This is a genomic window from Variovorax sp. 10N432 (assembly GCF_056394465.1).
This window is the reverse complement of sequence record NZ_JBFTHX010000001.1, coordinates 185,152-210,056: the sequence shown is the minus strand read 5'-3', so window position 1 is coordinate 210,056 and position 24,905 is coordinate 185,152. Positions and strand designations below refer to the sequence as shown.

Genomic DNA, 24,905 nt, shown 5'->3' with positions numbered 1-24,905 from the left:
ACTCCCCTCGTCCCATGCCTTGCTTCTCGTTCGTCCGCGCCCTCGAAAGGCACACCCCACGGAGCCCCCGATGACCGACGCCGAGCTCGACACCCTGTGCATCAACACCATCCGCACGCTGTCGATCGACGCCGTGCAGGCCGCCAACTCCGGCCATCCGGGCACACCGATGGCCCTTGCGCCGCTGGTCTACACCCTGTGGAACCGGGTGATGCGCTTCGACCCGAAGGACCCGATCTGGCCCGGTCGCGACCGCTTCGTGCTGTCGAACGGCCATGCCTCGATGCTGCTCTGGTCGGCGCTGCACCTCAGCGGCACGGTGGCCGTCAACGCCGAGTACGAACTGCTCGGCGCGCCCGCCGTGACGCTGGACGACATCCGGCGTTTTCGCCAGTTCGGCAGCAAGGCGCCCGGCCACCCTGAATACCACTGGGTGTCGGGCGTCGAGACCACTACCGGCCCGCTCGGCCAGGGGATCGCCACCAGTGTCGGCATGGCGATGGCGCAGCGCTGGCTGGCCAACCGCTACGACCAGGACGGCCCTGCCCTGTTCGACTACAACGTCTATGCGGTCTGCGGCGACGGTTGTCTGATGGAAGGTGTCGGCTCCGAAGCCGCGTCGCTGGCCGGCCACCTCGGGCTCGACCGGCTGTGCTGGATTTACGACAACAACCACATCACGATCGAAGGGCGCACCGAGATCACCTTCACCGAGGACGTGGCGATGCGCTTCGCCGCCTATGGCTGGAAGGTGCTGCGGGTCGGCGACGCCAACGACATCGCGCTGATCGAGGCGGCGCTGGCCACCTTCAGGCAAACGCGCGGCCAGCCGACGCTGATCATCCTCGACAGCCATATCGGCTGGGGCTCTCCGCACCGCCAGGACACGGCCGCCGCGCACGGCGAGCCGCTCGGCGAGGACGAGGTCCGGCTGGTCAAGCGCGCCTACGGTTGGCCGGAGGACGCGAAGTTCCTGGTGCCCGACGGCGTGCGTGCGCATTTCGATGCCGGCATCGGCGCCCGGGGCGCCGCAGCGCGCGCGGCCTGGAACGAGGCCGCCGCCGCCTTGCGCGCGCGCTCCCCTGCCCTGGCGCTCGAGATCGACCAGATGCAGCGCCGCGAGCTGCCAGCCGGCTGGGACAGCCAGCTGCCGGTCTTTGCGGCCGACCCGAAGGGCCTGGCAGGGCGCGACGCCTCGGGCCAGGTGCTCAACCTTCTTGCACAGAGCGTGCCCTGGCTGATCGGTGGCTCGGCCGACCTCGGCTCGTCGAACAAGACCACGCTCAAGTACCCGGGCGCCGGCGATTTCCAGCCCGGCAACCCGGGCGGCAAGAACCTCCACTTCGGCATTCGCGAGCATGCGATGGCGGCGGCCGTCAACGGCATGGCGCTGTCCAAGCTGCGTCCTTTCGGCGCCACCTTCTTCATCTTCAGCGACTACGCGCGGCCGGCGATCCGGCTGGCGGCGCTGATGGAGCTGCCATCGCTGTTCGTCTTCACCCACGATGCGATGGGCGACGGCGAGGATGGGCCGACCCACCAGCCGATCGAGCAGCTGGCCTCGCTGCGCGCGATGCCCGGCCTCACGGTGCTGCGCCCGGGCGATGCCAACGAGGTGGTGGAAGCCTGGCGCGTGGCGCTTCAGTCGCCGCACCGCCCGACCGCACTTGTGCTGTCGCGCCAGGCCCTGCCGACCCTCGACCGCAGCCGGCTCGCGCCCGCCGCCGGCGTCTCCAGAGGCGCCTATGTGCTGGCCGACGCCGCGGACGACGCCGAGCCCGAGCTGATCCTCATCGCGAGCGGCAGCGAAGTCTCGCTGGCGCTGGAGGCGCACGATCAGCTCGTGGCCCAGGGCGTGCGTGCGCGACTGGTGTCGATGCCTTCGTGGGACCTGTTCGAGCAGCAGACGCCCGACTATCGGAACAGCGTTCTGCCGCCTGGCGCGAGGGCGCGGGTGGCCATCGAACAGGCATCGGCCTTCGGCTGGGAGCGCTACGTCGGCGCGATCGGCAAGGTCGTGGGCATGCAGACCTTCGGCGCCTCGGCACCGCTGGCGGCGTTGCAGCGGGAGTTCGGCTTCACGGTCGACAACGTTGTGGCCGTGGCCTTGTCGGTGCGCGCGGCGGCCAGTCCATAGGCCGCGCGCGGCGGAGCTTTCAGCGCCGGCTGCCACGCAGCGCGGCGAGCATCAAGGTGGTCACGGCGGCACCGCCCGCGGCTGCCATCACCATCGAGCGGACCGGCCGATCCGAGACATAGTGGCCGCCCTGCTCCCGCCACTCACGGCCCCGGGCCCGGAGATCGTCCATCACCTGCCGGGCCCGGCGTCTTGAAGGCCCGGCCGCATGCGCGACGCCCGCGGTATAGGCGTCTGCCCCGTCGGCGGTCTCGCGCACGGCCTGGCGCGTCGCCTCGGCGATCTGTTCGGGGCTCTTGTAGTCGGTGAAATTCGTGCTCTGCATGGAAGTCCTTTCAAGAAGTGCAACGCGACCACGTCGCACTGCATTCATTGAAGGTTCCTGCTCGGCCCAGGCGTGTCGGCACCGTTGTCCAGGCGGCGTAGGTCGTCACCCACCCGGCGGGTTCGCAGTGCCGCCGCCGCGCAGGTCGCCCAGGCGGATCGAGCAGCGGGTGCCGCGCCCCGCCACCGAGTCGAGCCGGACCTCCGACTTGAGCGCCTTCGCCAGCCGCGCGACCAGCGACAAGCCGAGCCCGACACCGTCGGCTGCCGGCGTGGCCGCGTCATTGACGCGATAGAACTCCTCGAACACCTTCTCGATCTGGTCGGCCGGGATGCCGATGCCCTGGTCGAAGACCTCGACCACGACATCGCCCCGCTGCAGCCGCGCGGCCAGCAGGATCTTCTTGCCGGGCGGGCTGTACTTGATCGCGTTCGACAGCACGTTGCCGACCATGCGCCGCAGCCGCACCGGGTCCGACTGGATCGTCGCCTGCCCGGTGCGCACGCGCAGCCGGATGTTCTTCGCCTCCGCCAGCGGCTCGTACTGCAGCTGCAGGTCGCGCACCACATCGGCGATCTGCACCGGCTCGACCGACAGCTGGACCTTGCCGCTGTCGAGCACCGACAGGTCGAACAGCGAATCGAACAGATGGCTCACAGCGGCCGTGGCCTTGGCGATCTTGGGCGCCAGTTCGGCATGCGTCTCCGGGTTCTCCTTCAGGAAGTCGGCATAGAGCGCCAGCGCCGACACCGGCTGGCGCAGGTCGTGGGTCGCGGCGGCAAGAAAACGGTTCTTGGTGCTGACCGCCTCGGTCGCTTGGCGTTCCCTGAGGGCGAGGTCGTATTGAAGACCGAAGTGCTCTTCCTGGTTGGCGTGGATCGCCCTGCCGAGGCCGAGGATCACGACCCAGTGCAGCAAGGTGAGCCCCACGAACCAGTAGTTGAGCGATCCCTGCATCGGCCCGAGGAACACGCCATACAGCACGCAGACCAGCATCACGACGAAGAATCCGTTCATCGACCAGTAGAGCAGGAAGGGCACCAGCGCCAGGCGGGTGATCGGTCCGTAGACCACCAGCGTCAGGACCAGCCAGCAGCCGAGCTGGTTCGCCTCCGGAATGCGAGCGAAGAACAGCAGCACCGAGACGCCCCAGAACGGGGCCTCGAGGATGAAGACCGGCGCCGCCCGGGCGAGAAAGAGATTGAGCGATTCGGAACTGGCGCCCTGGTGGTCGCGGGCATGGAGGTTCACCACGCGACGGCGCATCGCGGCGATCAGCAAGCCGACCGCCAGCCAGGCCGACACGGCCAGATGGCTGCCGCTGCCCCAGCACAGTGCGGCCATGGTCAGGATCAGCAGCAGCCCCAGCGGCTGGCGCGCGCGCGATTGGCGCATGAAGCTGCGCGTCAGCTGGCCCTGGATCCAGCGGGCGCGCAGGCCGGGCGCATCGTCCTCGATGTCACCGGGGGCCGGGTCGTGAGCGGATCGGGCGTGCGCGGAGACCTGGGCGCGTGCGAATGCCGGGCTTGGGTGGAGCGACGCCTCGGAGGCCATCCCGGAGTCCAGAGTTTCAGAGTCTTGAAGACTCCCTGTTTGTCAACGAGATCGCAACTCGGGATCACCCCGGGTTGTGTGCGTTATTACCGCAATCGCCGGCGGAGCGAAGGCCATTCGATGGCCGCCTGCGCCGTCAAATCGCCACCACACGACAAATCCGCCGCAGATGAGGGCTTGTTCCTCTCGCGCTGGCGCCTGTTCGCGGGAATAATTTGATCGCCATGGGACAAGCGCTTTCAGACCACGAGACCGTTGCCGGCGTGTTGATGATGCTGGTTCGCCAACGGGCGGCCGCGTCGGGGGGTGGCAAGACCTCGCGCACCGGCCTGCAGGCCAGCGTGCCTGTCAACGAGCGGCCCGGCGTGCGACGCGGACTCGACGCCCTGATCGAGCACGGACTGCTCGCGATGAGCGGCGAAGATATCGGCGTGACCGCCAAGGGCAAGCTCTTCCTGGCCCACGTGCAGCGGGCGCGCGGCGAGACCCCGACCGCCTACGAGCACGACGACAAGAGCCCTGCCTTGCTGGCGGCGACCCTGCAAGCGATCAATGCCGAGGACCGCCTGGGCCCCCAGGGCCCGATCGAAGACCTGCGCACCCTCCCCGCCCGGCTCGAAGGCTATCGCTCCGAACGTGCGTCTCGCTTTTCCAAGGCCAAGGGCCTGCTGGTGCTCGGTGGCGTGGCGGCCGCGGTGGCTGCCTTCAGGCTGCTGCGCTGACGCCTGGCTGTTGCACCGGGGCCTTGTCCCCGCCGCCTGTCATCCAATTGCCCGAGTTGCATTCGCGTCTTTCCTACGCGGAGTCGGCCTGTCGGCAGACGCGAGCCGGCCGCATCCGCCCGCATGCTCCCGCCACACCATCATTCGAGGAGCAATAAATGATCAAGATCGGAATCGTGGACGACCATGCCATCGTTCGTTCGGGCCTGCGCGACTTCTTTTCGCAGCACGTCGACCTGCGCGTGGTCGGCGAAGCCGCCAGCGGGCGCGAAGCCATCGACCTGGTGCGCAACCACGAGATCGATGTCCTGGTGATGGACCTCTCGATGCCGGGCCAGAGCGGCATCGACGCCATCGCGATGGTGAGGGCGAAGGCGCCCGACACCGGCATCCTGATCCTGAGCGGCTATCCGGAAGAACACTACGCCATGAGCCTGATCCGCCAGGGCGCGAGCGGCTACCTCAACAAGGAATGCGACCCGAAAGAAATCGTCGAAGCGATCCGCACGATTTCGCTCGGTCGCCGCTACATCACGCCGGGCGTGGCCGAATTGCTGGCCCGCCAGCTCGACCGCAACACCGACACCGCGCCGCACGAGCAGCTCTCCGAGCGCGAGTTCCAGGTCTTCCTGAAGCTCGCCACCGGCGAGACCGCGGGCAGCATCGCCGAGCACCTGTCGCTGTCGGTCAAGACCGTGAGCACCTACCGCAGCCGGCTGATGGAGAAGATGAACCTGGCCTCCAACAGCGACCTCACCTACTACGCGCTCAAGAACCAGCTGATCAGTTGAGGCATCGGCGGCCGCCGGCTGCCTGGCGATCAAGCAAGACTTGTCTTAGTATCTGGGTACCAAGACAAGTCTTTTCATTTTCGCGATGCAGCCTTCCTCTTCCGACGCGGCGCAATGCGCGAACCGCCTGCGCGGCGCCGTCACTCTGCTGTCCCGGCGCCTGCGGCCGGCCCTGCAGGATGCCGGCCTGAGCGTGGCCAAACTGAGCGTCATCGGCCGTCTCTACCGTACCGGGCCGATGACACCGACCGAGCTCGCCCATCGCGAGGGCGTCATGCCCCAGTCGCTGACCCGCCTGCTGGCCGAACTCGAAGCCGATGGCTGGCTGGCCCGCAAGGCGGACGCCGCCGACGGGCGGCGCTCGCTGCTGCGCCTGACCCCGTCGGGTGCCCGGCGACTGGTCACCGCGGTCCAGGCCGGTGAAGCTTCCCTGGCCGAGATCATCGACGCCCGCCTGAACCCGCGGCAGCGCGCGCTGCTGCTCGAGGCCTGCGCCTTGCTCGACGACATCGCCGGCGTCCTCGACCCCGCGGCGGCCGCCGCACGGCGCGAATGAGCTTCGCCGCGCTGGCCGCGCGCCTGCCCTTCGATGCCGAGCGGCGGCATCATGGGCTGCAACTGGCCGCGGCGGTGCTGCTGGCCTCCGCACTGTCGGCGCTGCTCGCCCTGCCCGAGCACCTGTGGGCCGTGATGAGCGCGCTGATCGTGCTGCGCCCGAGCAGCGGCGCGACCTGGGAGGCCAGTTGGGACCGCACGCGGGCCACGTTGATCGGTGCCGTGGCCGGCCTGCTCGGCGTCTTCCTGCAACACCATGGAAGCCATCCGCAGGCCACCTTGCTCGCCATCGTGACCGGACTCGCCTTCGCGAGCGCCGCCAGCCCCGCCTTTCGAAGCGCGCCGGTGGCCGCCTTGATCATCCTGGCCGCCGGCGACCTCCCGGGCCATTCCGCCTTGCAGGTGGCGGCGCTGCGGGTGGCGCAGATCCTGATCGGCGTCGCGGTGGCCATGGCGGTCGCATTGGTTTCGTCGCGCTACCGCGCCGCCGATCGCTTCTGTGCCGGCTGCGCCGCGCTGCTGCGGCAGGTGGGGCGGCAATTCCAGCAGCCGCCGGCCGCCCGGACCGAGGCGCAGGCCGAGCAATCGGCCGCTGCCGTGCGCCATGCGCTCGCCCGGCTGAGCTTGCTGGCCGGCGGCGCCGACCATGAAGGACGCCCGTTCGGCCGCGCGCGCAATGCCCCTGGCGCCGATCGCCACCGCCGGACGGCCGCGCTGACAGCCCGCATCGTGCAGGACGCGCTGCTGCTGAAGCGCCTGCTCCGCGCCGAGGCCGGTGCATCGCGCGACGCCGACAACCGCGAAGTGGCCCGCATCGCGGGTGCCGCGCTGGCGGCCATCGCCGCGCGGGTGGAGCGCCGTGGGCAGCCGGTCGACGGCAGCGTCGTAACGCCGAGCCGCGAAGTCCCTTCGGTCGCTGCCGCCTTGGCCGCCCCGCTGCGCCTGCTGCTCGACGACGTGCGACAGCTCGATGACTTGTTCCGGCTTTCTGTGGATAACACTGTGTGAAGCGCCGGGACGGCCAGGCGCGAAGCGTGGCCCCACGCGGGCTCCCGCCCCGTTGCCTGCAAAACAGGCACCCGCTGCGGCGCCTGGCGCCGGGCCGGATTGTTAAGCTCGGGGCCATGACGACCATCCAGTCCCGGCGCAAGCTCATCGTGATCATCCTGCTGTGCGTCGCCTTGGGAGGCGCGGCGATGCGGCAGCTCGCCGCGCCCGGCTCGACGCTGCGGGACATCGGCACCCTGCTGATGCTGTTGTGGGTGCCGATCATCGGCAACGTGATCTCGTGGCTGATCTCACGCCTGCGCCGGCCGGCACCGATGGCGCCCTCCCCCTTCGACGAACGGCCCGCCTTCGAGCCCCAGTTGCTGGTCGAACTCACGCTGCGTCCGCCGAAGCTGCCGGCCGAAGACATCCCGGTGCCTGCCGGCGAGCATCGCTGCGCGCTGGTGGTCGGCAACGAGGCGTTCTCGGCCCGCTGGCGGGTTCCGCCGGACCGGTCGTTCCGGCGTGGCATCCCGCAGGCGCTCGAAGTGGAGTTTCTCGCGCCCCAGCTGGCGATGCCCAAGTTTCAGGCCGAAGCCGGCTTCAGGATGCTGGTGGGCGAGTCGTTCATCGGCGATGGCCGCGTGCTGCGGCCGGTCGAACCGACCCGTCTCTAGCGCAGGTCGCGGCGCGCCAGCAGCACGTTGCCGCCGGTGGTGTTGAACGAAATGGTCGGCGCGCTGAAATCGCTGAGCGGCGCACCCAGGCCGATCTCGCCGCTGCCGTGCAGCACGCACTCGTCGCGCCGCAGCGCGATCTCGCCGCTGGCGCCGGCAGTGCCATGAAAGCGCACCCAGGTGCCGTAGGTGCTGACGTCGACCAGCACACAACTGCCCTGGCGGGCTTCGATGCGCGCATGCAGCCGCGACACCCGCGGGTCGTTGACCACGAACTGCGCCTCGTCGACCCGGCCCAGGTGGATCGGGAGTTCGGCGGCGCGGAACATCGAGCGGACGTCGAGCCAGGCCAGCTCGATCTGTCCGAAGGACGAATCGGGTCCGCGCGGCTGATGCACCAGCGAGGCCGGCATCGTCAGGAACTCGGACACCTCGTCCTGCCAGTCGACCCGGTGCACCACCGGCATCTCGTTCTTGCCGCGGATGTTGATCGGCCCCAGGCTGCGGTGGCGAACCTCGCCGCCATGCAACTGCTCGATCACCGACTCGGTCGCCCAGATCTGTCCCGGCCCGGCCAGGTCGCTCAGGCGCGAGGCCAGGTTGACCGCGTCGCCGTAGCAGTCGCCATCGACCTCCACCACCTCCCCGCTGGCGACGCCAATCTGCAGTTCCATGCGCAGCGGCGCGGGCCAGGTTTGCAGGCGCTTCTGGTGGTTGCGCTGCATTTCGAGCACGGCCCGGGTGGCGCTGATGCCTTCGGCGAATATCGCAAAGACGCCATCGCCCAGCGATTTGACGACACGGCCCCCATGCGCTTCGCAGACACCGCCGATCCACTGCGTCAGCCGCGTCACGGTCTCGGTGGCGCGCGCGTTCCCCATAGCCTCGAAGACTCTGGTACTTCCCGTCAGATCGGCAAATACGACAGTGGAATTGGCGCCCATGTTGTGCAGTTTTTGGTAGCTCTCGCCGTTCGATTATGGCAAAGCGGCGCCGAAACACGGTCCCGGAAGCTCAAATCGGGCCGCTGGCGCACCAAGCTGTTGCTTTTTCATTTCGACACACGCTGTACGTTTACTTTTCTCCTTAAAAGTAGAACTTAGGCATTAGTTCTTCAAGCGCTTCATGAGCAGTTTCGTGAAGTATGTTGTTTTTGAACATGAAATGTCGTGTCGATGCTTGTGCGGCTCGGGGGCCAGCCTTAACGTAGCACCTGTCCAGGTTTTGGCAATACGCCTTCCGTCCATGGTGTCACCCAGCAGTCTCCTTCGCTTTCTGAGCTTCCCCGGCTTCGGCTTTCGCCGTTCCGCGGATCGTCAGATGGGGCAGATCCGCACGGCGATGCTGTCACTGCTGCAGGTCCACGGCGGCCACACGATGCAGCGCGTGGCGCAGCGCGTGCGTTTCGCAGGCGACCTCGAAGCACTCTGGTACCTCCGCCAGGACGTGCTGACCGCCCTCAGCGCGGTCGACGGCGAAGTCGCCGCCCGGCGCCAGATGCGCCAGATCAACCGCCTGTTCAAGGGCGGGCTTCCCGGCAGCATGGAGCCCCGTACCCACCACAGGGTCCACGGCTGACCCGGCATTGAGCGGCCCGCGCCAGCGGGCCAGCCCTGTTTTCAGTGATGGTGAGGGTGCCGGTGGCCCCAGACCATGAAGACGTCCCGGCCGTCGGCGGCCACTTCCACCTTCGCGCCCACGGGCAACAGCACCTTGGTCGGCACGTGGCCGAACGGCAGTCCGGTCAGCACCGGCGGCTTGACCAGGCCGCGCAGACGGGCGACGACCCCCTGCATGCCGAAGCCTCGATCGTGCGGAACCTTGCGGATGCCCGTGAACTGCCCCAGCACGATCGCCTTCTGGCGCCCCAGCACCCCCGCGTGACGCAACTGGTCGAGCATGCGCTCGACCCGGTAAGGATGTTCGTTGACGTCCTCCAGGAACAGCACGCCCTTGTCGATGGCGGGAAACCACGGCGTACCTAGCAGGCTGGTCAGCACGCACAGGTTGCCGCCCCACAGCACCGCGTCGTGGATGGACCGGAAGGCCGGCAGGTCGGCGCTGTCGCGCGCCGGCATGCGCCATCCGGTGCCCTCGCCTTGCCCGCCCAGCAGGTCGTCGAAGCAGGCTTCCATGATGTCGTCGGCACCGGCTTCGGCGCCGAAGTCCTCGCCGACCGCGGGCCCGGCCCAGGTGACGGCGCCGGTCTTGGCCAGCAGCGCGCTCTGGAAGGCGGTGAAGTCGCTGAGCCCGACGAACTCGGTGCCGCGATCGATCGCCTTGGCCACCGCCTTGTAGGGAATCTGGTCGAGGATGCGCGTGAGTCCGTAACCGCCGCGCGAAATCAGCGCCACGTCGGCGCCGCTGGCCGCGGCGCGCGCAATGGCCGCCAGCCGCGTGGCGTCGTCGCCTGCGAAGCGCTGGTGGGTGGCAAGAACGGCCTCGTCGAGTTCGACCTCGTGGCCCAGGGCCTGGAGCCGCTTGACGCCGCGCTTGAAGGCGGCCTTGTCGCGCACGGCGCTGGAGGGCGAATAGATGTAGATGTGTTTTTTCACGGGCCGAAGTATCCCATTGCCTCGCGCACCCGCTGGGCCAGGGCGCTCGCCTGCGCCGGCGTCGGGCCGGAGGCGCGCTTCGGGATCGGGCCCAGGGCCCGCAGCCCGGCCTCGTAGCCGCGGTCGGGGAATGGAGCGTGCCAGGCGTCCGGCACCGGGGCGGCGCCGTCCGGCACGGCCATCACGGGCGCAAAGCGGGTTGGCAGGGTTTCGGCCAGCGATGCGGCCCAGGCGGCGGCGCCGGGGCTGTGCAGCAGCGCCAGCGGACCGGGCGCGAGCTGTTGCGTTCGTTCGAGCCACGCCAGCCATTCGGCCAGCAGGCGCCAGTGCCATTCGAGTCGGTGCACCGCTTCGCGCTTGGGCTTGTCGCTCTGCCCGAAGCCGATCAGGTCGGGCACCAGCAGCCGCAAGCCCGCGGCGCCTGCCAGGTGGCGGAAGAAGTAGCGCCACTCGCCCGGCCCGTGCAGACAGAGACAGGTGCAGGGCGCATCCCGTGGGCCCTCGTCGAGATAGCGCATCCGCCAGCCGCGCTGGCTCGGCAGCTCGCTCACCTGGCGCGGCGCGGGGCCCAGATCGGCCAGTCCGGCGAAACGCTCGTCGGGCGTGCGCAAGGCGTCGTCGCGCAAGGGCTCGGCCGCCTCGCGCGCGGCGCAGCGACGGGCCTGGAAGAAGTCCTGGAGCAGCGCCTGCGATTCGGCGGCGAGCAATCCGCCCTGCACGGCCGTGCGGTGGTTGAGCCGGCTCTCGCGGAACAGGTCGATCACCGAGCCGGCGGCGCCGGTCTTCGGATCGGCGGCGCCGAACACGACCCGCGCCAGCCGTGCATGCAGCATGGCGCCGGCGCACATCGCGCAGGGCTCCAGGGTCACGAACAGCTCGCAGCCGTCGAGCCGGTAGTTGCCGAGCGCGGCCCCGCCGGCGCGCAGCGCATTGACCTCGGCATGCGCGCTCGGGTCGTGCAGCGCGATCGGCGCATTGCGTCCGCTGGCGACGAGCCGGCCGTCCTTGACCAGCACGGCGCCGATCGGCACTTCGCCGGCCTCCGCCGCCTGGCGCGCCTCGGCCAGCGCGAGCGCCATCCAGTCGGCGTCAGTTGTCATCGGGGACCGGCCGCGCCTGCATCGCGGCATCGAGCGACTGCTTGAACTGCTGCTGGATCTGCTGCGGGTTCGGCGCCCGTGCCTCACCCGCCCCAGCGCTGGCGGCCGGCAGCACCGGCGCGGCGACGCCGCCCAGTTGCTTCCTGGCCAGCAGCCCGACGACGACCAGCGCGACCAGCAATCCTGCCAACCCCAACATGCGCATCTCAGGCCTCCCCGGTGATGCCGAGCGTCTTCATCCAGTCCGCCAGCGCGCGCTCGTCGGGCGTGCCGTTGCGGTAGACCTCGTAGGTCGCGGCATGCGATTCCTTGCGATGCTGGTTGAGCTTGACCTTGCATTGCAGCGCGGTCACGGTCAGCTCGAAACCGACGATGCCGTTGAGCATCTTGTGCTGGAAGTCCTGGCCAAGGTCGCGCCATTGCTGCGCGTACGTGGGCTCGTGCTGGCCGATCAGGCGCTTGAGCAGCGCGTCCTTCTCGTCGGCGCCCTCGACCAGGCGCGCCTCGACCGTGCAGTGCACGGCCAGGTAGTTCCAGGTCGGCACCCGCGCCAGGTCGGGGTAGACCGAAGGCGACAGGTAGGCATGCGGGCCGAGAAAGCTCACCAGCGCCCGTGGCCGCGCCTGCAGGTAGCGCCACTGCGCATTGGGCTTGGCGCAGTGGCCCCAGAGCACGAAGTCATCCGTGCCCCGTTCCTCCAGCACCAGCGGCAGGTGCGTGACGTAGGGAAGGCCCTGGTCGTCGTTCGAGATCAGGCTGGCGAACGGATGGTCGCGCATGAGCCGCGCGGCGATGGCGCGGTCGGTGACGTTGAACTGCGGAGGCATGTACATGGGGCTTGATCCTGCGATCCGTCATAAGGACCGCCCGATTGTCCCCGAGCCGCCCCTATCTCGCGCCTGCGGCCCGCAGCTTTTCGACCATCGCGGTGTAGCCGCGCGCGGTCGCGAGCTGCAGCGGCGTATGGCCCTGGCGATCGGCCAGCTGCAGGTTGGCGCCGGCGTCGACCAGCGCAATGAGGGTGCGCTGGTGGCGCGGTCCGCCGTCGCCGAGCACGATGGCTTCGATCAGCGCGGTCCAGTGCAGGTTGTTGACATGGTCGAGCGGTGCGCCGGCCGCGATCAGCCGGCGCACCACCTCGTCGTGCCCGAGATGGGCCGCGGCGATCAGCGCCGTGCCGTCGTAGCGGCTGGTGGTCTGGCCGGGGTTGGCGCCGAGCGACAGCAGCAGCGCCAACGTGGGCACGTCGTCGGCGACCGCGGCGATGGTGACGGCGTCGTAGCGGTCGTTCTCGAACGCGTCGAGCCTGGCGCCGGCCCGGGCCAGCACGCCGATGGCCTCGCGTTGACGCGCGTAGGTGGCCACGTGGAGCGGCGTGCGGCCCATGGCGTCGCGCGCCTCGAGGTCGGCGCCGCCGGCGATCAGCGCCTTCAGCTGCGGCAGGTCGCCACGCCAGGCGGCGCGGTGCAGGCCCTGGTAGGCCTGCGCCTCGACGGCGGCCGGCGCCACCTGGGCCGCCGCCGGAGCGGCCAGCCCAGCGGCCAGCAGTGCCAGAGCGACAGCAACGGCCTTCATCGGAATCAACCCAGCTGGCCCTTGACCTTGTCGAGCGCCGCGTTGGCGCATTGCTCGTCGAGGTGGCCACCCGGCGCGCCGCCGACGCCGACGGCGCCGATGACCTCGTTGCCCGACTTGACCGGCACGCCGCCGCCCAGCAACAGGAAGCCCGGGATGTTCACGAGGTTGGCGGCGGCGGGGTTCTTCTGGGCGTTTTCCATCATCGCCAGGGTCGGCGTCTTGGCCGAGGCCGAGGTCCAGGCCTTGCGCTCGCTGGCGCCGAGCGTGTGCGAGCCGGCGTTGTTGGCGCGCTGGACGGCACGCACGGTGCCGGCGCGATCGACCACGGTGGCCGCGACCGCGTAGCCGTTGGCCGCGCAGGCGGCCACCGCCGCACCGGCGATCTCGTTCGCCAGTTCGAGCGACATGTTCTTCTCGGCGCGCACGGCCGGGCTCGGCGCCGGTGCCGGCGTCGCGGTCTGGGCCTGGACGCCCAGGGCGGAAGCGGCGAGCAGGACGGCGAGGCTGCCGAGGCGAAGGGACGGGTTCATGGGGTTCTCCGGAAGGTTGGGATCGAATCGCGCCGGCACATCGCCGACGGTGGCGCAACTTTAGGAACTGCAGCCCCCGCCGCCCATTCGTACGGCTACCCTCGCCGCTCCGTAGAAATACGGAGCGGAACGATGACCGTTCAGCCAGTGGCTTCGACCAACCCCGCGTAGCGCCGGATCAGCTGCGCCAGCGAATCGCATTCGAGCTTGGCGAAGAGATTGGCCCGGTGGGTCTCGACGGTGCGCGGCGAAAGCGCCAGCGCGCGCGCGATCTCCTTGTTGGTGAGCCCGGCGACGATGAAACCCAGCACCTCCCGCTCGCGCTCGGACAGCTGCTGGTAGCGCTCGCGGGCGGCCTGGTCGGCTTGCGTGCGTTCGCGCGAATCGACGTGCCGGCGCACCGCCTGCTGCAGCGCCTCGAGCAGTTGTTCGTCGTCGACCGGCTTCTCGAGGAACTCCGCCGCCCCGGCCTTGAAGGCGCGGCGGCACATCTCCACAGTGCCATGGCCGGTGAGCATGATCACCGGCTGGTCGACGCCCTGCCCCACCAGCGCATCGAGCAGGGCGAGCCCGCCGATGCCGGGCATGCGGACGTCGAGCACGATGGCGCCGATGCTCGCCCGGTCGAACTGGTCGAGGAAGGCTTGCGGATCGCCCCAGGTCTGGGTGCGCAAGCCGACTGTGCCGATCAGCAGCGCCAGGCTCTCGCGCACCGCGAGGTCGTCGTCGATCAGGTGGATCAGCGGGGACAAGGGTCCGCTCATCGATGCATCTCCTGGGCGCTGGTGCCGGCGAGCGGCAGCCGCAGCGTGAAACGGGCGCCGCGCGGCTCGGCATGTGCCGCTTCGAGCGCGCCGCCCATTCCGCTCGCCAGTGTCTCGGACAGGCTCAGGCCGAGCCCGAGCCCGCCCTCGCGCGTGCTGAAGAAAGGCTCGAAGACGCGCGGCAGGGCCTCCGGCGACAACCCGGCGCCGTTGTCGCTGACGGCGAGCAGGCCGCGGCCGGCCTGGATGCCGATGGACAGCTGCAGGCGGCGCTCGCCGGCGGGCACCTCCTCGAGCGCCTGCAGCGCGTTCATCAGCAGGTTGTGGACGATCTGCTCGAGCGCGACCGGCTCGGCCAGCACCCAGACCGGCGCCGCCGTCGCGTCGTCGATGGACGGCGTCACGGTACGCCTGGCCATCTCGGGCGCCAGCAGGTGCAGCGCGCTGCGCAGCACATCCTGCAGCGCCACGGGCCGCAGCTCGGCCTGCCGGTCGGGGCGCTCGATCACCCGCCGCAGCCGGCCCACCACGTCGGCGGCCCGGCGCGCCTGTTCGGCCGCCTGCTTCATCGCCGAGCGCGCGGTCGCCAGTTCGGGCGGCTCCTCGGCCAGCAGCCGCTGGGCGGCCTGGGTGTTGGCCAGCACCGCGGTCAGCGGCTGGTTCAGCTCGTGGGCCATCCCGGCCGCCAACTCGCCGAGCGCGTTGAGCCGCGCGACCTGCCCCAGCCGCAGCAGTTCCTCGGCGCGGCGCCGCGCGATGCGCTGGCGCCGCAGCGCGTAGGCGCCGCCCAGCGCGGCGGCCATGGCGAGCGACCATGCAGCCATCGCGGTCCAGGGCAGTCCGGTCCAGGGGACCCGCTGTTCGGCCACCAGCTCGAAGGCCTGGCTGTCCGAGGCGAGCACCTTGCGGAAGTCGAAATGCCAACCGCCCTCGGCGGCCGCGGCGCCCGGCTGGACCACGAAGCGCTGCCCCGCGTACTCGAGCGTCACCCGCACCGGGCTGGTCTTCGGGTCCATCGGCCAGTCGCGCCAGGGCACGGCCGTGGCGAGGTCGATGGCCAGCGCATAGCTGATCGGCAAGGCGCCGATCACGAGCCGGTAGCGCCCGCTCGCGAAGTCGTCGGCGACGAATTCGGGACGCTGCAACTGGCGCGAGCGGGCCTCGGCGGGGGCCAGCGACGGGTCCGGCCACGACCCGCCGGCCTCGCGCCGCTCGACATCGAGGATCGACGGGTAGACCGACGGCAGGCGACGCTCGGAGCGGGCCGCGCCCGGCGCCGGCTCCAGCAGCGCCAGCGTGGCCAGCACGGCGTCGTACTGCACCACCTGCTGGCTCATGAGCCGGTGGGCGATGCGGCCATTGACCTCGAAATCCTCGCGCAGCTGCCGGAGCTCGCCGCGCGCGAGCCAGACCGCGCCGGCGCCGGAGACCAGCAGCCATGCGAGCCACCAGCCCCCTTGCGTACGCAACCATTGCCTCATGGCGGGGGATTGTGCCCGGGCCCGCGGGGCCGGGTCCGGTGCTTGCGTCGGCTGCGGACCTGAGTCCACAATCCCAGGCGCCGTCCACCCTCCAGGCTCCGCATGTCAACACCTCCTCTACCCGCAGAACTGCCGGCGGCCCCGGAGACGCCGCAGCATTCGGCCACCCGGGTGGCCCGGCATGCCGCCCTGTCGCAGGGCCAGGACACCACGCGCCTGGTGCTGGGCCTGCTCAAGCCCTACCGCGGCTGGCTGGCGATCGTGCTGGCGGCGATGCTGGTCGAAATCGCGATGAGCCTGGCCGCACCCTGGCCGCTGAAGCTGGTGCTCGACGACGCGCTCGGCACGCACCACTTGCCGGCCTGGCTCGAATGGGCGCACGACCTGGGCATCGGCCGCCACACGCTCGGCGTCGCGCTGTTCGCCGGCATCGCGACACTGGCGATCGCGGTCATCGGCGGCATCGCGACCTACATCGACAACTACTTCACGACCAGCATCGGGCAGTGGGTCGCCAACGACCTCCGGCTGCGCATCTACGAGCACCTGCACCGGCTTTCGCTGGCTTTCTACGACACCGCCAAGACCGGCACCCTGATGTCGACCATCACCAGCGACGTGGCGACGGTGCAGAGCTTCGCCTCGTCCTCGACGCTGTCGATCGTCGTCGACATCGTCACGATCGTCTTCATGCTGGGGCTGATGATCTGGCTCGACTGGGACTTCACGCTGATCGCGATCGCGGTGATGCCCTTCCTGCTGCTGTTCGTGTTCCGCTTCAAGAAGGCCGTGAAGGACGTGACGCGCGAGGTGCGCGTCAAGCAGAGCGAGATCGTCGCCGTGGTGCAGGAGGGCCTGGGCTCGGTGCGCGCGATCAAGGCCTTCGGCCGCCAGGATCTCGAGCTGACGCACATGACGGCGGCCAGCCACGCCAGCACCGAGGCCGCACTGAAGGCCCGGCGCATCAAGTCGCTGCTGTCGCCGGTGGTGGCGGTGGTGGTGGCGCTGTGCACCGGCATCGTGCTCTGGAAGGGCACCTCGCTGATCATCGCCGGCACCATGACGGCCGGCGCGCTGACCGTCTACCTCGCCTACCTGAGCAAGTTCTTCAAGCCCGTGAAGGACCTGGCCGGGATGGCCAGCACCATCGCGCAGACCACGGTGGCACTGGAGCGGATCCAGAAGATCCTCGGCGCCGACGACATCATCCGCGAGCATCCCGGCGCCACCGATCCCGGCCGCACGCGGGGCGAGATCAGTTTCGAGCACGTGGCCTTCGGCTACGGCAGCGAGCCGCCGGTGCTGCGCGATGTCTCGTTCAACATCAAGCCGGGCCAGGTGGTCGGCATCGTCGGGCCCACGGGCAGCGGCAAGTCGACGGTCGTGAGCCTGATGCCGCGCTTCTACGAGCCGAGCAGCGGCCGCGTGCTGATCGACGGCGTCGACATCGCGACCCACAAGCTCGCGGCGCTGCGCGCGCAGATCGGCTTCGTGCTGCAGGAGACGGTGCTGTTCCGCGGCACCATCGGCGAGAACATCGCCTACGGCAAGCCGGGCGCGACCCGCGAGGAGATCGTCGCCGCCGCCAAGCTCGCCAACGCCGACGAGTTCATCGCCCGCATGCCGCACGGCTACGACTCGCTGGTCGGCGAGCGCGGCGACACGCTGTCGGGCGGCCAGCGCCAGCGCATCGGCATCGCGCGCGCCGTGATCCGCAACAGCCCGATCATGATCCTGGACGAACCCACCGCCGCCCTCGACACCGAGTCCGAGCGCCTGGTGATCGAGGGCCTGGAGCGGCTGATGGAAGGCCGCACCGTGATCATGATCGCCCATCGCCTGAGCACCCTGCGCAACGCCGACAAGATCATCGTGCTGAAGGACGGCGTGGTGGTCGAGGAAGGCACCAACGACGAGCTGGTGGCCCTCGGCGGCGTCTATGCCGAGCTGCATCGCATCCAGTACGAAGACCCGGCGGCCCACGCGGCCGCCACCTCATGAGGCCGCCATGTCCCACCGACTGATCGTTCTGCCCGACGACACCGCCAAGCCGATCCTGGACGCGATCAACGCGGCCAAGTCGGCGTTGAACATCCGGATGTTCCTGTTCACCGACGATACGCTGATCGGCGCGGTGATCGCCGCCAAGCAGCGCGGCGTCAAGGTGCGCGTGATGCTGAACCCGGCACGGCGAACCGGCGAGACCGAGAACGAAGCCGCGCGCCAGGCGCTCGTGGACGCGGGCATCGAGGTCCGCGACAGCAATCCGAAGTTCGACCTCACGCACCAGAAGTCGATGGTGGTGGACGACCAGGTGGGCTTCGTCGAATCGCTCAACTGGGAGCCCAAGGACCTGACCGAGACCCGCGACTACGCGGTCGTCACGACCCACGACCTCGAGACCCGCCAGATGGTCGACTGCTTCGACGCCGACTGGGCGCACGAGGACTTCACGCCGCATCCCGAGTCGCGCCTGATCTGGTGCCCCGACAACGGCCGCCAGCGCGTCGCCGCGTTCATCGACGGCGCCCAGGACTCGCTCTGGGTGCAGAACGAGCGCTATCAAGACATGGTCATCATCGAGCGGCTGGTGCGGGCGGCGACCCGGGGCGTGAAGGTCCACATCCTGACCAAGCCCCCGCATTCCCTCAAGGCCGAGAAGCTGATCGAGGGCGTCGGCGGCCTGCGCATCCTGCAGGACGTGGGTGCCAAGGTGCACACCATGAAGCACCTCAAGCTGCACGCCAAGATGATGCTGGCCGACGGCAAGCGCGCCATCGTGGGCTCGATCAACCTGGCGCCGGGCAGCTTTGACGGCCGGCGCGAACTGGCGATCGAGACCGAGCACGAAGGCACGGTGCAGCGGCTGGCGGAGACCGCCCAGCGCGACTGGACCGCCTCGCACAAGATCGACCTCAGCGATGCGGGCCTGCTGCACGACCTGCAGAAGCGCCAGCTGGATCCGAGCAAGCTGGTGCTCGACGGCGTCGACGAACCGGCGCCGGACAAGCCGAAAAAGCACAAGTCGAAGGAGTGAGCGCACCATGAACAAGCCCCTTGCTTCCGCCTGCGGAGCGGTGCTGGCCGCGATGGCCATGCAGGCTGCGCAGGCGGCCGACACTTTCTCGGCGCCACCGACCTTGCAGCTGGCCGGCGCCCGCTCGCAGATCGCCGCCAAGAACTGGCCGGCGGCGATCGCCGAACTCGAGCGCGTCAAGGACACCCGCAGTGCCGACTGGAACAACCTGATGGGCTACAGCGTGCGCAAGGGCCCCAACCCCGACTATGCGGCCGCCGGACGCTATTACGACGCCGCTCTGCGGATCGACCCGATGCACCGGGGCGCGCTCGAATACTCGGGTGAGCTGTTCCTGATCCTGGGCGACCTGCCGCGGGCCGAGGAGCGGCAGGCCAGACTGACCAAGATCTGCACCGTGCCCTGCGAGGAACTCGAAGACCTGCAGGCGGCGATCGCCCGCTACAAGGCGGCCGGCAACAAGTACGTGCCTCAGCCCTGACCGGGCTGCGCTTCGCGGGTGGCCGCGCCCATCGTGCGGACCATGTCGTCCACGATGAGCCGCAGCAGTTCGGTCGCGGCCGGCGCCAGCATCCGGCCGTGGCGCGAGATCACGTGCGAGCGGCCCTGGTGCAGCAGCGGATTGCGCATCGGCAGTTCGACCACCGCGGCCGTGTCGAGGTGCGGCGGCAGCGACATGCGGGTGCTCAGCGCATAGCCCAGGCCGGCGACGACGAAGTAGCCCAGCGCGCTGAACGAAGTGGTCGTCAGCAGGGTCGGCAGCCGCACGCCTTCGCCGATCTCGGCCGCCTCGATGTGCTGCCGCACCCCGAAGCTGCGCTGCAGCGTGGCCCCCGGGTACGGCAGCAGGTCGGCCAGCCGGAGCGGCCGGCCCAGGCGCGCCAGCGGATGGGTCTCGAGCACCAGCGCCTGGATCGGCTGCGGGTGCGAATGGTGCGAGCGCAGCCGCTCGTCCCTGGGCGGCTGGAACAAGAGCCCGATGTGGGCCCGCTCGTCGATCACCCGGCGCACGATCTCGTCGCTGCTGCCGACTTCGAGCGAGACCGTGATCGCCGGATGCGAGCGCATGAAGGCCTGCAGGCTGTTGCGCATCAGCCAGTCGATGTAGCCCTCCCCGGCGACGATGTCGATGTGGCCGCGCTCGACCTTTCGGATGGCGTCCATCTGGGCCAGCAGGTGCTGCTTCTGGCTCTCCTGGCGGCGCAGGTAGACCGAGAGCAGCTCGCCGGCATCGGTCGGCGCCACGCCGCGCCCGCGGCGCTCGAGCAGCACCGTGCCGCATTCCTTCTCGAGCAGGCTCACGGCCCGGCTGACGGCCGAGGGGTCCATGTCGAGCACCTCGGCCGCGCCGCGCACCGAGCCGCTTTCCAGCACCTGCATGAAGTAGCGCAAACGCCGCGTGTCCAGCTTGTCGTCCATGGTCGGATCCGGTGAGTGTTGCATTCAATGCAACAAAGATCCTGGATTTTAGTCATTGATGCAACGGCTTCTTTCTCTGAGACTTGCCGGGCATCCACTCCAGCCACTCGAATTCCATGACCTCCGCCACTGCCGCGCTCGCGTCCGAACCGTCGGGCACCTCCGTCCCGGGCAAACTCAAGCTCGTTGCCGTGGCCCTGATCGTGGTCGCGGTCGCCGAGCTCATCGGCTCCGCGCAGTTCAAGCTCGGCCCGGGCAAGGTGGTGCTGCTGCCGATGCTTTGGGCCCTGCTGCTGGCGGCGGCCTGGGGCATCGCCGCGCGCCGCACGCCGTCGATGGCGCGCATCGACACCGGCCTCCAGGCCTATGCCGGCGGCCTGCTCAACGCCGGCCTGCTGTTGTTCATCGTCAAGCTCGGCCTGACGGTCGGCGCCGCCCTGCCCTATGTGCGCGAGGCCGGCTGGGCCCTGGTGTTCCAGGAATTCGGCCATGCCTTCGGCACTCTGGCGCTGGGCCTGCCGCTGGCCCTGCTGCTGGGCATCAAGCGCGAGGCGGTGGGCGCGACCTTCTCGGTCGGCCGCGAGGGCAACCTGGCCATCATCGGAGAAAAGTACGGCATGACCTCGGCCGAAGGCCGCGGCGTGCTGGCCGAGTACATCACCGGGACCGTGCTCGGCGCCCTCTTCATCGCGGTGCTGGCCGGCTTCGTCACCAGCCTGCACATCTTCGATCCGCGCTCGCTCGCCATGGGCGCGGGCGTCGGCTCGGGCAGCCTGATGGCGGCGGCGATCGGCGCCATCAGCGCCCAGCAGCCGCCCGAGATGGTCAAGCAGCTCACCGCCATCGCTGCCGCCTCCAACCTGCTGACCACGGTGGTCGGCTTCTACTTCACGCTGTTCCTCTCGCTGCCGGTGTGCGTCTGGCTCTACGGCAAGCTGGAGCCGGTGCTGGGCCGCTTCTCGAAACGGCCGCAGGCCGACACCGCGGCGCTCTCCGGCATGGCCGGCGTCGCCGCCCCCGACATGCGCTTCGCCGACACCTTGGTCGCCTGGGTCGTGATGACCGGCGGCGTCATGATCGGCAACCTGCTGTCGTTCAAGGTGCCGGTGCTGCAGTCGCTGGCCGGCATGCTCGCCGTCATCGCCGTGGTGGCGGTGGTCGGGCTGGTCAAGCGCCTGCTGCCGAAGATGCCGATGGTGCTGGTGCTCTCGCTGGTCGCCACAGTGGCCGGCATTCCGGGGCTGCTGCCGTTTTCGGATGCGCTGATCGCGGTCACGGCCAAGCTCAACTTTCTGGCCTTCACCACGCCGGTGCTGGCACTCGCCGGCTTCTCGGTCGCCAAGGACCTGCCGATGTTCCGCCAGCTCGGCTGGCGCATCGTGGTGGTCTCGCTGACCGCCACCGCCGGCACCTTCCTCGGCGCGACCCTGATCGCCGAATTCTTCCACTGACCCCATCGAGACGAAACGCCCATGTACCGCGAAACCGAGATTGCCGAAGACACCCGCCAGCGCATGCTGGCCTGGCGCCACGACATCCACGCCAACCCCGAGACCGCCTTCGAGGAGCACCGCACCGCGAACGTGGTGGCCAATGCCCTGATGCTGATGGGCATCCCGGTGCACCGCGGGCTGGCCGGGACCGGCGTGGTCGGCACGCTCACAAACGGCGATGGCCCCAGCATCGCGCTGCGCGCGGACCTCGACGCGCTCAACATGACCGAGCTCGGCGAGCGCGCCCACAAGTCCACCTGCGTGGGCAAGATGCACGGCTGCGGCCACGACGGCCACACCGCGATGCTGCTCGGCGCGGCCGACCACCTGGCGCGGCACAAGCCCTTCAAGGGCACGGTGCACTTCGTCTTCCAGCCGGCCGAGGAGAACGAAGGCGGCGGCCGCCGGATGGTCGACGAAGGCCTGTTCGAGCAGTTCCCGGCCGACGCGGTCTACGGCATGCACAACTTTCCCGGCATGCCGCGCGGCCAGTTCGGCATTCGCACCGGCACCATGACCGCCTTCCTCGACACCTTCGAGATCGTGATCACCGGCAAGGGGTGCCACGGCGCGATGCCCGAGACCGGGATCGACCCGGTGATGATCTCGGCGCAGCTGGTCAACGCCTTGCAGACCATCGTGAGCCGGCGCGTCGCCGCCACCGATTCGGCGGTGGTCAGCGTGACCCAGATCCACGGCGGCGACACCTGGAACGTGGTGCCCGAGAGCGTGGTGCTGCGCGGCACGGCGCGCACGCTCGACGCCGCGATCCAGGACAGGCTCGAGGCCGCCATGGGACAGATCTGCGCCGGCATGGCCCAGACCCATGGCGCCGAGGTGGCGCTCAGGTACATGCGCGGCTACCCCGGCGTGGTCAACACGGCCGCCGAGACCGCGGCCGCCGCCGCCGCCGCCGCCAGCCTGGTCGGCGAGGCCCAGGTCCACACCGACATCAAGCCGGCGATGGGTTCGGAAGACTTCGCCTTCATGCTGCAGAAGCGGCCCGGCGCCTACATCGGCATCGGCGCCGGCGAGGGGCCGGACGATCCGCCGATCCACAACCCCTACTACGACTTCAACGACCGGATCCTGCCGCTCGGCGCCGCCTACTGGGTGGCACTGGTCAAGCAGCAGCTTTCGGCCGCATAGTGCGCTGATGCTGTCTGTCTTCGACATCTTCAAGGTCGGCATCGGTCCGTCGAGTTCGCACACCGTCGGGCCGATGCGGGCAGCGCTGATGTTCGCCCGCGCGCTCGATGCCGAAGGACTGCTGGCGGCGACGGCCGGCGTGCGGGTTCGGCTCTACGGCTCGCTCGGTGCGACCGGGCACGGCCATGCGACGGACGTGGGCGCGATGCTCGGCCTGATGGGCGAGGCGCCCGACAGCGTCGACCCGGCCAGCGTCCGGCCGCGGCTCGATGCCCTGCGCCGCAGCGGCCAGCTGGCCCTGCTGGGCCGCCATCCGATCGGCTTCGAAGCGGGCCGCGACATCGCGTTCGTCGGCCACGAATCGCTGGCCGAGCATCCCAACGGCATGCGGATGGTGGCGCTCGATGCCGCGGGCTCGGTGCTGGCCGACCGCTGCTATTTCTCGGTCGGCGGCGGCTTCGTGGTCGAAGGCGGGGTTGCCGCGGCGCCGGCCGATACCTCGGCCGGCCTCGCATGGCCCCATCCCTTCCGCACCGGCGACGAGCTCATCTCGCGCGCCAGCCAGCAGGGCCTGAGCGTGGCGCGGCTCATGCTGGACAACGAAGGCGCCTGGCGCGCCCCGGGCGAGGTCCGCGCCGGTGTCCTGCGCATTTGGGAGGTCATGCAGCAGTGCGTGCGGCGCGGCCTCGGCATCGACAACGCCAGCGCTTCCGAGCGCCTGCCCGGCAACCTCAACATCCGCCGCCGTGCCCCGCAGCTGTACCGGGAGCTGCTGGCGCGCGATGCGGGTGCCGCTGGCGCCGACCCGCTGGCCGCGATGGACTGGGTCAATGCCTTCGCGATGGCGGTCAACGAGGAAAACGCCGCCGGCGGCCGCGTGGTCACGGCGCCGACCAACGGCGCGGCGGGCGTGATTCCCGCGGTGCTGCACTACTACCGGAAGTTCTGCCCCGGCGCCTCGGACGATGGCGTGGTCGACTTCCTGCTCACCGCGGCCGCAATCGGCATGCTCTACAAGGCCAACGCGTCGATCTCGGGTGCCGAAGTCGGCTGTCAGGGCGAAGTCGGTGTCGCCTGTTCGATGGCCGCCGGGGCACTGGCGGCCGTGCTCGGCGGCACGCCGGCGCAAGTCGAGAACGCGGCCGAGATCGGCATGGAGCACAACCTGGGCCTGACCTGCGACCCGGTCGGCGGGCTGGTGCAGATCCCGTGCATCGAACGCAACGCCATGGGCGCGGTCAAGGCCATCAATGCGGCGCGGCTTGCGCTGCGCGGCGACGGCAGCCACTACGTGTCGCTCGACGCCGTCATCAAGACCATGATGCAGACCGGCGAGGACATGAAGTCGAAGTACAAGGAGACGTCGCTGGGGGGGCTGGCTGTGAATGTGGTGGAGTGCTGAGCGGCCGCGATCTTCAACCGTTCAAGGGCCAGCGCCCGAGCACCACATACCGCCCCTGGCCGACGAGGCTCTGGAGCAGGACGAATTCGCGGGCCTTCCAGGCCACGGGCCCCACCGGCTGCTCAGGCACTGCACGCGCGTCGCGAAGTAGCGTGAGGTGCGGGGTGAAGCTTCCAGTGTCGACATCCACCCCGTGCAGGGACAGCGCAACCCCCAGGGTGGACCGGAAATCCTGCAGCGGTTGCAGTGCTTCCCGGTTGAGCAGGACGAGCGGGCGCTTCTTCGCGCCGGACTTGAAGCTCGTGGCCATGTCGAAGCGAACTTCGAATGCCGGGCAGTCCAGGGTCGCGGCGGCACGCAGCGCGCGGGCCAGGGTTTCTTGCCGCAGCGCGCCCAGGTGATGCAGCGTGACATGCAGCCGCTGCGCGTCGGTCGCCTGCGCCTTCAGGTCATGGGCGGCGCGCAGGCCCTCGGCCAATTCGACGGCCCGGCCAGCGGCTGCGGGCTCCGGCTGAAGGGCGAAGAACAGGCTGTCCATCGGCCCGCCCAGCGTCGAAACTCACTCCCACTCAATGGTTTCCGAGAGCTGGAAACCCGTATGAATGCTAGCTTTGTGGAATCGGGACATCGTACTTTACCGTCACTTCTA

At 69.7% G+C, this 24,905-nt stretch carries 26 protein-coding genes; 13 read left to right on the top strand and 13 right to left on the bottom strand.

All coding sequences use genetic code 11. The features are described from left to right. Nucleotides 1-70: 70 nt before the first annotated feature. Nucleotides 71-2,137 (top strand): transketolase, encoded by a 2,067-nt coding sequence (gene tkt, locus AC1DF3_RS01020; protein WP_478138590.1) that lies wholly within the window; start codon nucleotides 71-73, stop codon nucleotides 2,135-2,137. 19 nt (nucleotides 2,138-2,156) lie between these two features. Here tkt and AC1DF3_RS01015 read toward each other — a convergent pair whose 3' ends face one another. Both AC1DF3_RS01015 and AC1DF3_RS01010 read right to left on the bottom strand, forming a co-directional pair. Then, nucleotides 2,157-2,462, bottom strand: coding sequence for a hypothetical protein (locus AC1DF3_RS01015; protein ID WP_478138589.1), 306 nt, complete (start codon nucleotides 2,460-2,462; stop codon nucleotides 2,157-2,159). A gap of 105 nt (nucleotides 2,463-2,567) precedes the next feature. Beyond that, nucleotides 2,568-4,016: a sensor histidine kinase gene (locus AC1DF3_RS01010; RefSeq protein WP_478138588.1), complete on the bottom strand. Its 1,449-nt coding sequence runs from the start codon at nucleotides 4,014-4,016 to the stop codon at nucleotides 2,568-2,570. 224 nt (nucleotides 4,017-4,240) lie between these two features. Here AC1DF3_RS01010 and AC1DF3_RS01005 point away from each other — a divergent pair, with 224 nt between their 5' ends. From AC1DF3_RS01005 to AC1DF3_RS00985, 5 genes are all read left to right on the top strand, one after another. Next, entirely contained in the window at nucleotides 4,241-4,738 is a 498-nt protein-coding gene (locus tag AC1DF3_RS01005) for a hypothetical protein (RefSeq protein ID WP_478138587.1), read from the top strand. Between the two features lie 158 nt (nucleotides 4,739-4,896). Then, nucleotides 4,897-5,529: a response regulator gene (locus AC1DF3_RS01000; RefSeq protein ID WP_286504479.1), complete on the top strand. Its 633-nt coding sequence runs from the start codon at nucleotides 4,897-4,899 to the stop codon at nucleotides 5,527-5,529. An 85-nt stretch (nucleotides 5,530-5,614) separates the two neighbouring features. Beyond that, complete coding sequence (locus AC1DF3_RS00995) at nucleotides 5,615-6,085, top strand: MarR family winged helix-turn-helix transcriptional regulator (RefSeq protein ID WP_478138586.1); 471 nt, start codon at nucleotides 5,615-5,617, stop codon at nucleotides 6,083-6,085. Beyond that, nucleotides 6,082-7,092: an FUSC family protein gene (locus AC1DF3_RS00990; RefSeq protein ID WP_478138585.1), complete on the top strand. Its 1,011-nt coding sequence runs from the start codon at nucleotides 6,082-6,084 to the stop codon at nucleotides 7,090-7,092. Before AC1DF3_RS00995 ends, AC1DF3_RS00990 begins: the two co-directional genes overlap by 4 nt. Before the next feature lie 116 nt (nucleotides 7,093-7,208). Continuing rightward, complete coding sequence (locus tag AC1DF3_RS00985; RefSeq protein ID WP_478138584.1) at nucleotides 7,209-7,748, top strand: hypothetical protein; 540 nt, start codon at nucleotides 7,209-7,211, stop codon at nucleotides 7,746-7,748. Here the strand turns inward: AC1DF3_RS00985 and AC1DF3_RS00980 are convergent. Continuing rightward, a complete protein-coding gene (locus AC1DF3_RS00980) occupies nucleotides 7,745-8,692 on the bottom strand; it encodes an adenylate/guanylate cyclase domain-containing protein (RefSeq protein ID WP_286531855.1) in 948 nt (315 codons plus the stop codon). The two genes, AC1DF3_RS00985 and AC1DF3_RS00980, sit on opposite strands and share 4 nt — an antisense overlap. Nucleotides 8,693-9,068: 376 nt before the next feature. On the opposite strand from AC1DF3_RS00980, the gene AC1DF3_RS00975 reads away from it, so the two are divergent. Then, nucleotides 9,069-9,326, top strand: coding sequence for a hypothetical protein (locus AC1DF3_RS00975; protein WP_286504476.1), 258 nt, complete (start codon nucleotides 9,069-9,071; stop codon nucleotides 9,324-9,326). A 41-nt stretch (nucleotides 9,327-9,367) separates the two neighbouring features. On the opposite strand, the gene AC1DF3_RS00970 is transcribed toward AC1DF3_RS00975, so the two are convergent. From AC1DF3_RS00970 to AC1DF3_RS00935, 8 genes are all read right to left on the bottom strand, one after another. Next, nucleotides 9,368-10,303 (bottom strand): LD-carboxypeptidase, encoded by a 936-nt coding sequence (locus AC1DF3_RS00970; RefSeq protein WP_286531854.1) that lies wholly within the window; start codon nucleotides 10,301-10,303, stop codon nucleotides 9,368-9,370. Next, nucleotides 10,300-11,403 carry a tRNA adenosine(34) deaminase TadA gene (tadA, locus tag AC1DF3_RS00965; RefSeq protein WP_286531853.1) on the bottom strand — a complete coding sequence of 368 codons (1,104 nt, stop codon included), beginning with the start codon at nucleotides 11,401-11,403 and terminating at the stop codon, nucleotides 10,300-10,302. The genes AC1DF3_RS00970 and tadA overlap by 4 nt, the downstream gene beginning before the upstream one ends. Beyond that, the gene (locus tag AC1DF3_RS00960) at nucleotides 11,393-11,602 is read right to left on the bottom strand and encodes a hypothetical protein (RefSeq protein ID WP_436411617.1); all 210 of its coding nucleotides are present in this window, start codon (nucleotides 11,600-11,602) and stop codon (nucleotides 11,393-11,395) included. The genes tadA and AC1DF3_RS00960 overlap by 11 nt, the downstream gene beginning before the upstream one ends. Nucleotides 11,603-11,609: 7 nt before the next feature. Next, entirely contained in the window at nucleotides 11,610-12,236 is a 627-nt protein-coding gene (locus AC1DF3_RS00955) for an FMN-binding negative transcriptional regulator (RefSeq protein ID WP_478138583.1), read from the bottom strand. A 55-nt stretch (nucleotides 12,237-12,291) separates the two neighbouring features. After that, nucleotides 12,292-12,978: an ankyrin repeat domain-containing protein gene (locus AC1DF3_RS00950; RefSeq protein WP_478138582.1), complete on the bottom strand. Its 687-nt coding sequence runs from the start codon at nucleotides 12,976-12,978 to the stop codon at nucleotides 12,292-12,294. Nucleotides 12,979-12,983: 5 nt separating this feature from the next. After that, a complete protein-coding gene (locus AC1DF3_RS00945; protein WP_286528996.1) occupies nucleotides 12,984-13,511 on the bottom strand; it encodes a GlcG/HbpS family heme-binding protein in 528 nt (175 codons plus the stop codon). 140 nt (nucleotides 13,512-13,651) lie between these two features. Continuing rightward, nucleotides 13,652-14,275 carry a response regulator transcription factor gene (locus AC1DF3_RS00940; protein WP_286531849.1) on the bottom strand — a complete coding sequence of 208 codons (624 nt, stop codon included), beginning with the start codon at nucleotides 14,273-14,275 and terminating at the stop codon, nucleotides 13,652-13,654. Continuing rightward, nucleotides 14,272-15,756, bottom strand: coding sequence for a sensor histidine kinase (locus tag AC1DF3_RS00935; RefSeq protein WP_478138581.1), 1,485 nt, complete (start codon nucleotides 15,754-15,756; stop codon nucleotides 14,272-14,274). The genes AC1DF3_RS00940 and AC1DF3_RS00935 overlap by 4 nt, the downstream gene beginning before the upstream one ends. A gap of 102 nt (nucleotides 15,757-15,858) precedes the next feature. Between AC1DF3_RS00935 and AC1DF3_RS00930 the strand changes: the two genes are divergently transcribed. From AC1DF3_RS00930 to AC1DF3_RS00920, 3 genes are read left to right on the top strand one after another with little or no spacing between them, the layout of a single operon-like run. Further along, entirely contained in the window at nucleotides 15,859-17,757 is a 1,899-nt protein-coding gene (locus AC1DF3_RS00930) for an ABC transporter ATP-binding protein (RefSeq protein WP_478138580.1), read from the top strand. Nucleotides 17,758-17,764: 7 nt separating this feature from the next. Continuing rightward, nucleotides 17,765-18,793, top strand: a complete 1,029-nt coding sequence (locus AC1DF3_RS00925) for a phospholipase D-like domain-containing protein (RefSeq protein ID WP_286531846.1) — start codon at nucleotides 17,765-17,767, stop codon at nucleotides 18,791-18,793. Between the two features lie 7 nt (nucleotides 18,794-18,800). After that, complete coding sequence (locus AC1DF3_RS00920; RefSeq protein ID WP_286531845.1) at nucleotides 18,801-19,274, top strand: tetratricopeptide repeat protein; 474 nt, start codon at nucleotides 18,801-18,803, stop codon at nucleotides 19,272-19,274. Here the strand turns inward: AC1DF3_RS00920 and AC1DF3_RS00915 are convergent. Beyond that, the gene (locus tag AC1DF3_RS00915; protein ID WP_478138579.1) at nucleotides 19,265-20,212 is read right to left on the bottom strand and encodes a LysR family transcriptional regulator; all 948 of its coding nucleotides are present in this window, start codon (nucleotides 20,210-20,212) and stop codon (nucleotides 19,265-19,267) included. The genes AC1DF3_RS00920 and AC1DF3_RS00915 overlap by 10 nt on opposite strands. A gap of 116 nt (nucleotides 20,213-20,328) precedes the next feature. On the opposite strand from AC1DF3_RS00915, the gene AC1DF3_RS00910 reads away from it, so the two are divergent. Genes AC1DF3_RS00910 through AC1DF3_RS00900 form a run of 3 tightly spaced genes read left to right on the top strand, consistent with a single transcriptional unit; the run spans nucleotide 20,329 to nucleotide 24,256 of the window. Then, nucleotides 20,329-21,663 (top strand): DUF3100 domain-containing protein, encoded by a 1,335-nt coding sequence (locus tag AC1DF3_RS00910; RefSeq protein ID WP_478138578.1) that lies wholly within the window; start codon nucleotides 20,329-20,331, stop codon nucleotides 21,661-21,663. Between the two features lie 21 nt (nucleotides 21,664-21,684). Then, nucleotides 21,685-22,854 carry a M20 aminoacylase family protein gene (locus AC1DF3_RS00905; RefSeq protein WP_478138577.1) on the top strand — a complete coding sequence of 390 codons (1,170 nt, stop codon included), beginning with the start codon at nucleotides 21,685-21,687 and terminating at the stop codon, nucleotides 22,852-22,854. A 4-nt stretch (nucleotides 22,855-22,858) separates the two neighbouring features. Beyond that, complete coding sequence (locus AC1DF3_RS00900) at nucleotides 22,859-24,256, top strand: L-serine ammonia-lyase (RefSeq protein ID WP_478138711.1); 1,398 nt, start codon at nucleotides 22,859-22,861, stop codon at nucleotides 24,254-24,256. 13 nt (nucleotides 24,257-24,269) lie between these two features. Here AC1DF3_RS00900 and thpR read toward each other — a convergent pair whose 3' ends face one another. Then, entirely contained in the window at nucleotides 24,270-24,794 is a 525-nt protein-coding gene (gene thpR, locus AC1DF3_RS00895; protein ID WP_286531841.1) for an RNA 2',3'-cyclic phosphodiesterase, read from the bottom strand. Nucleotides 24,795-24,905: the final 111 nt, after the last annotated feature.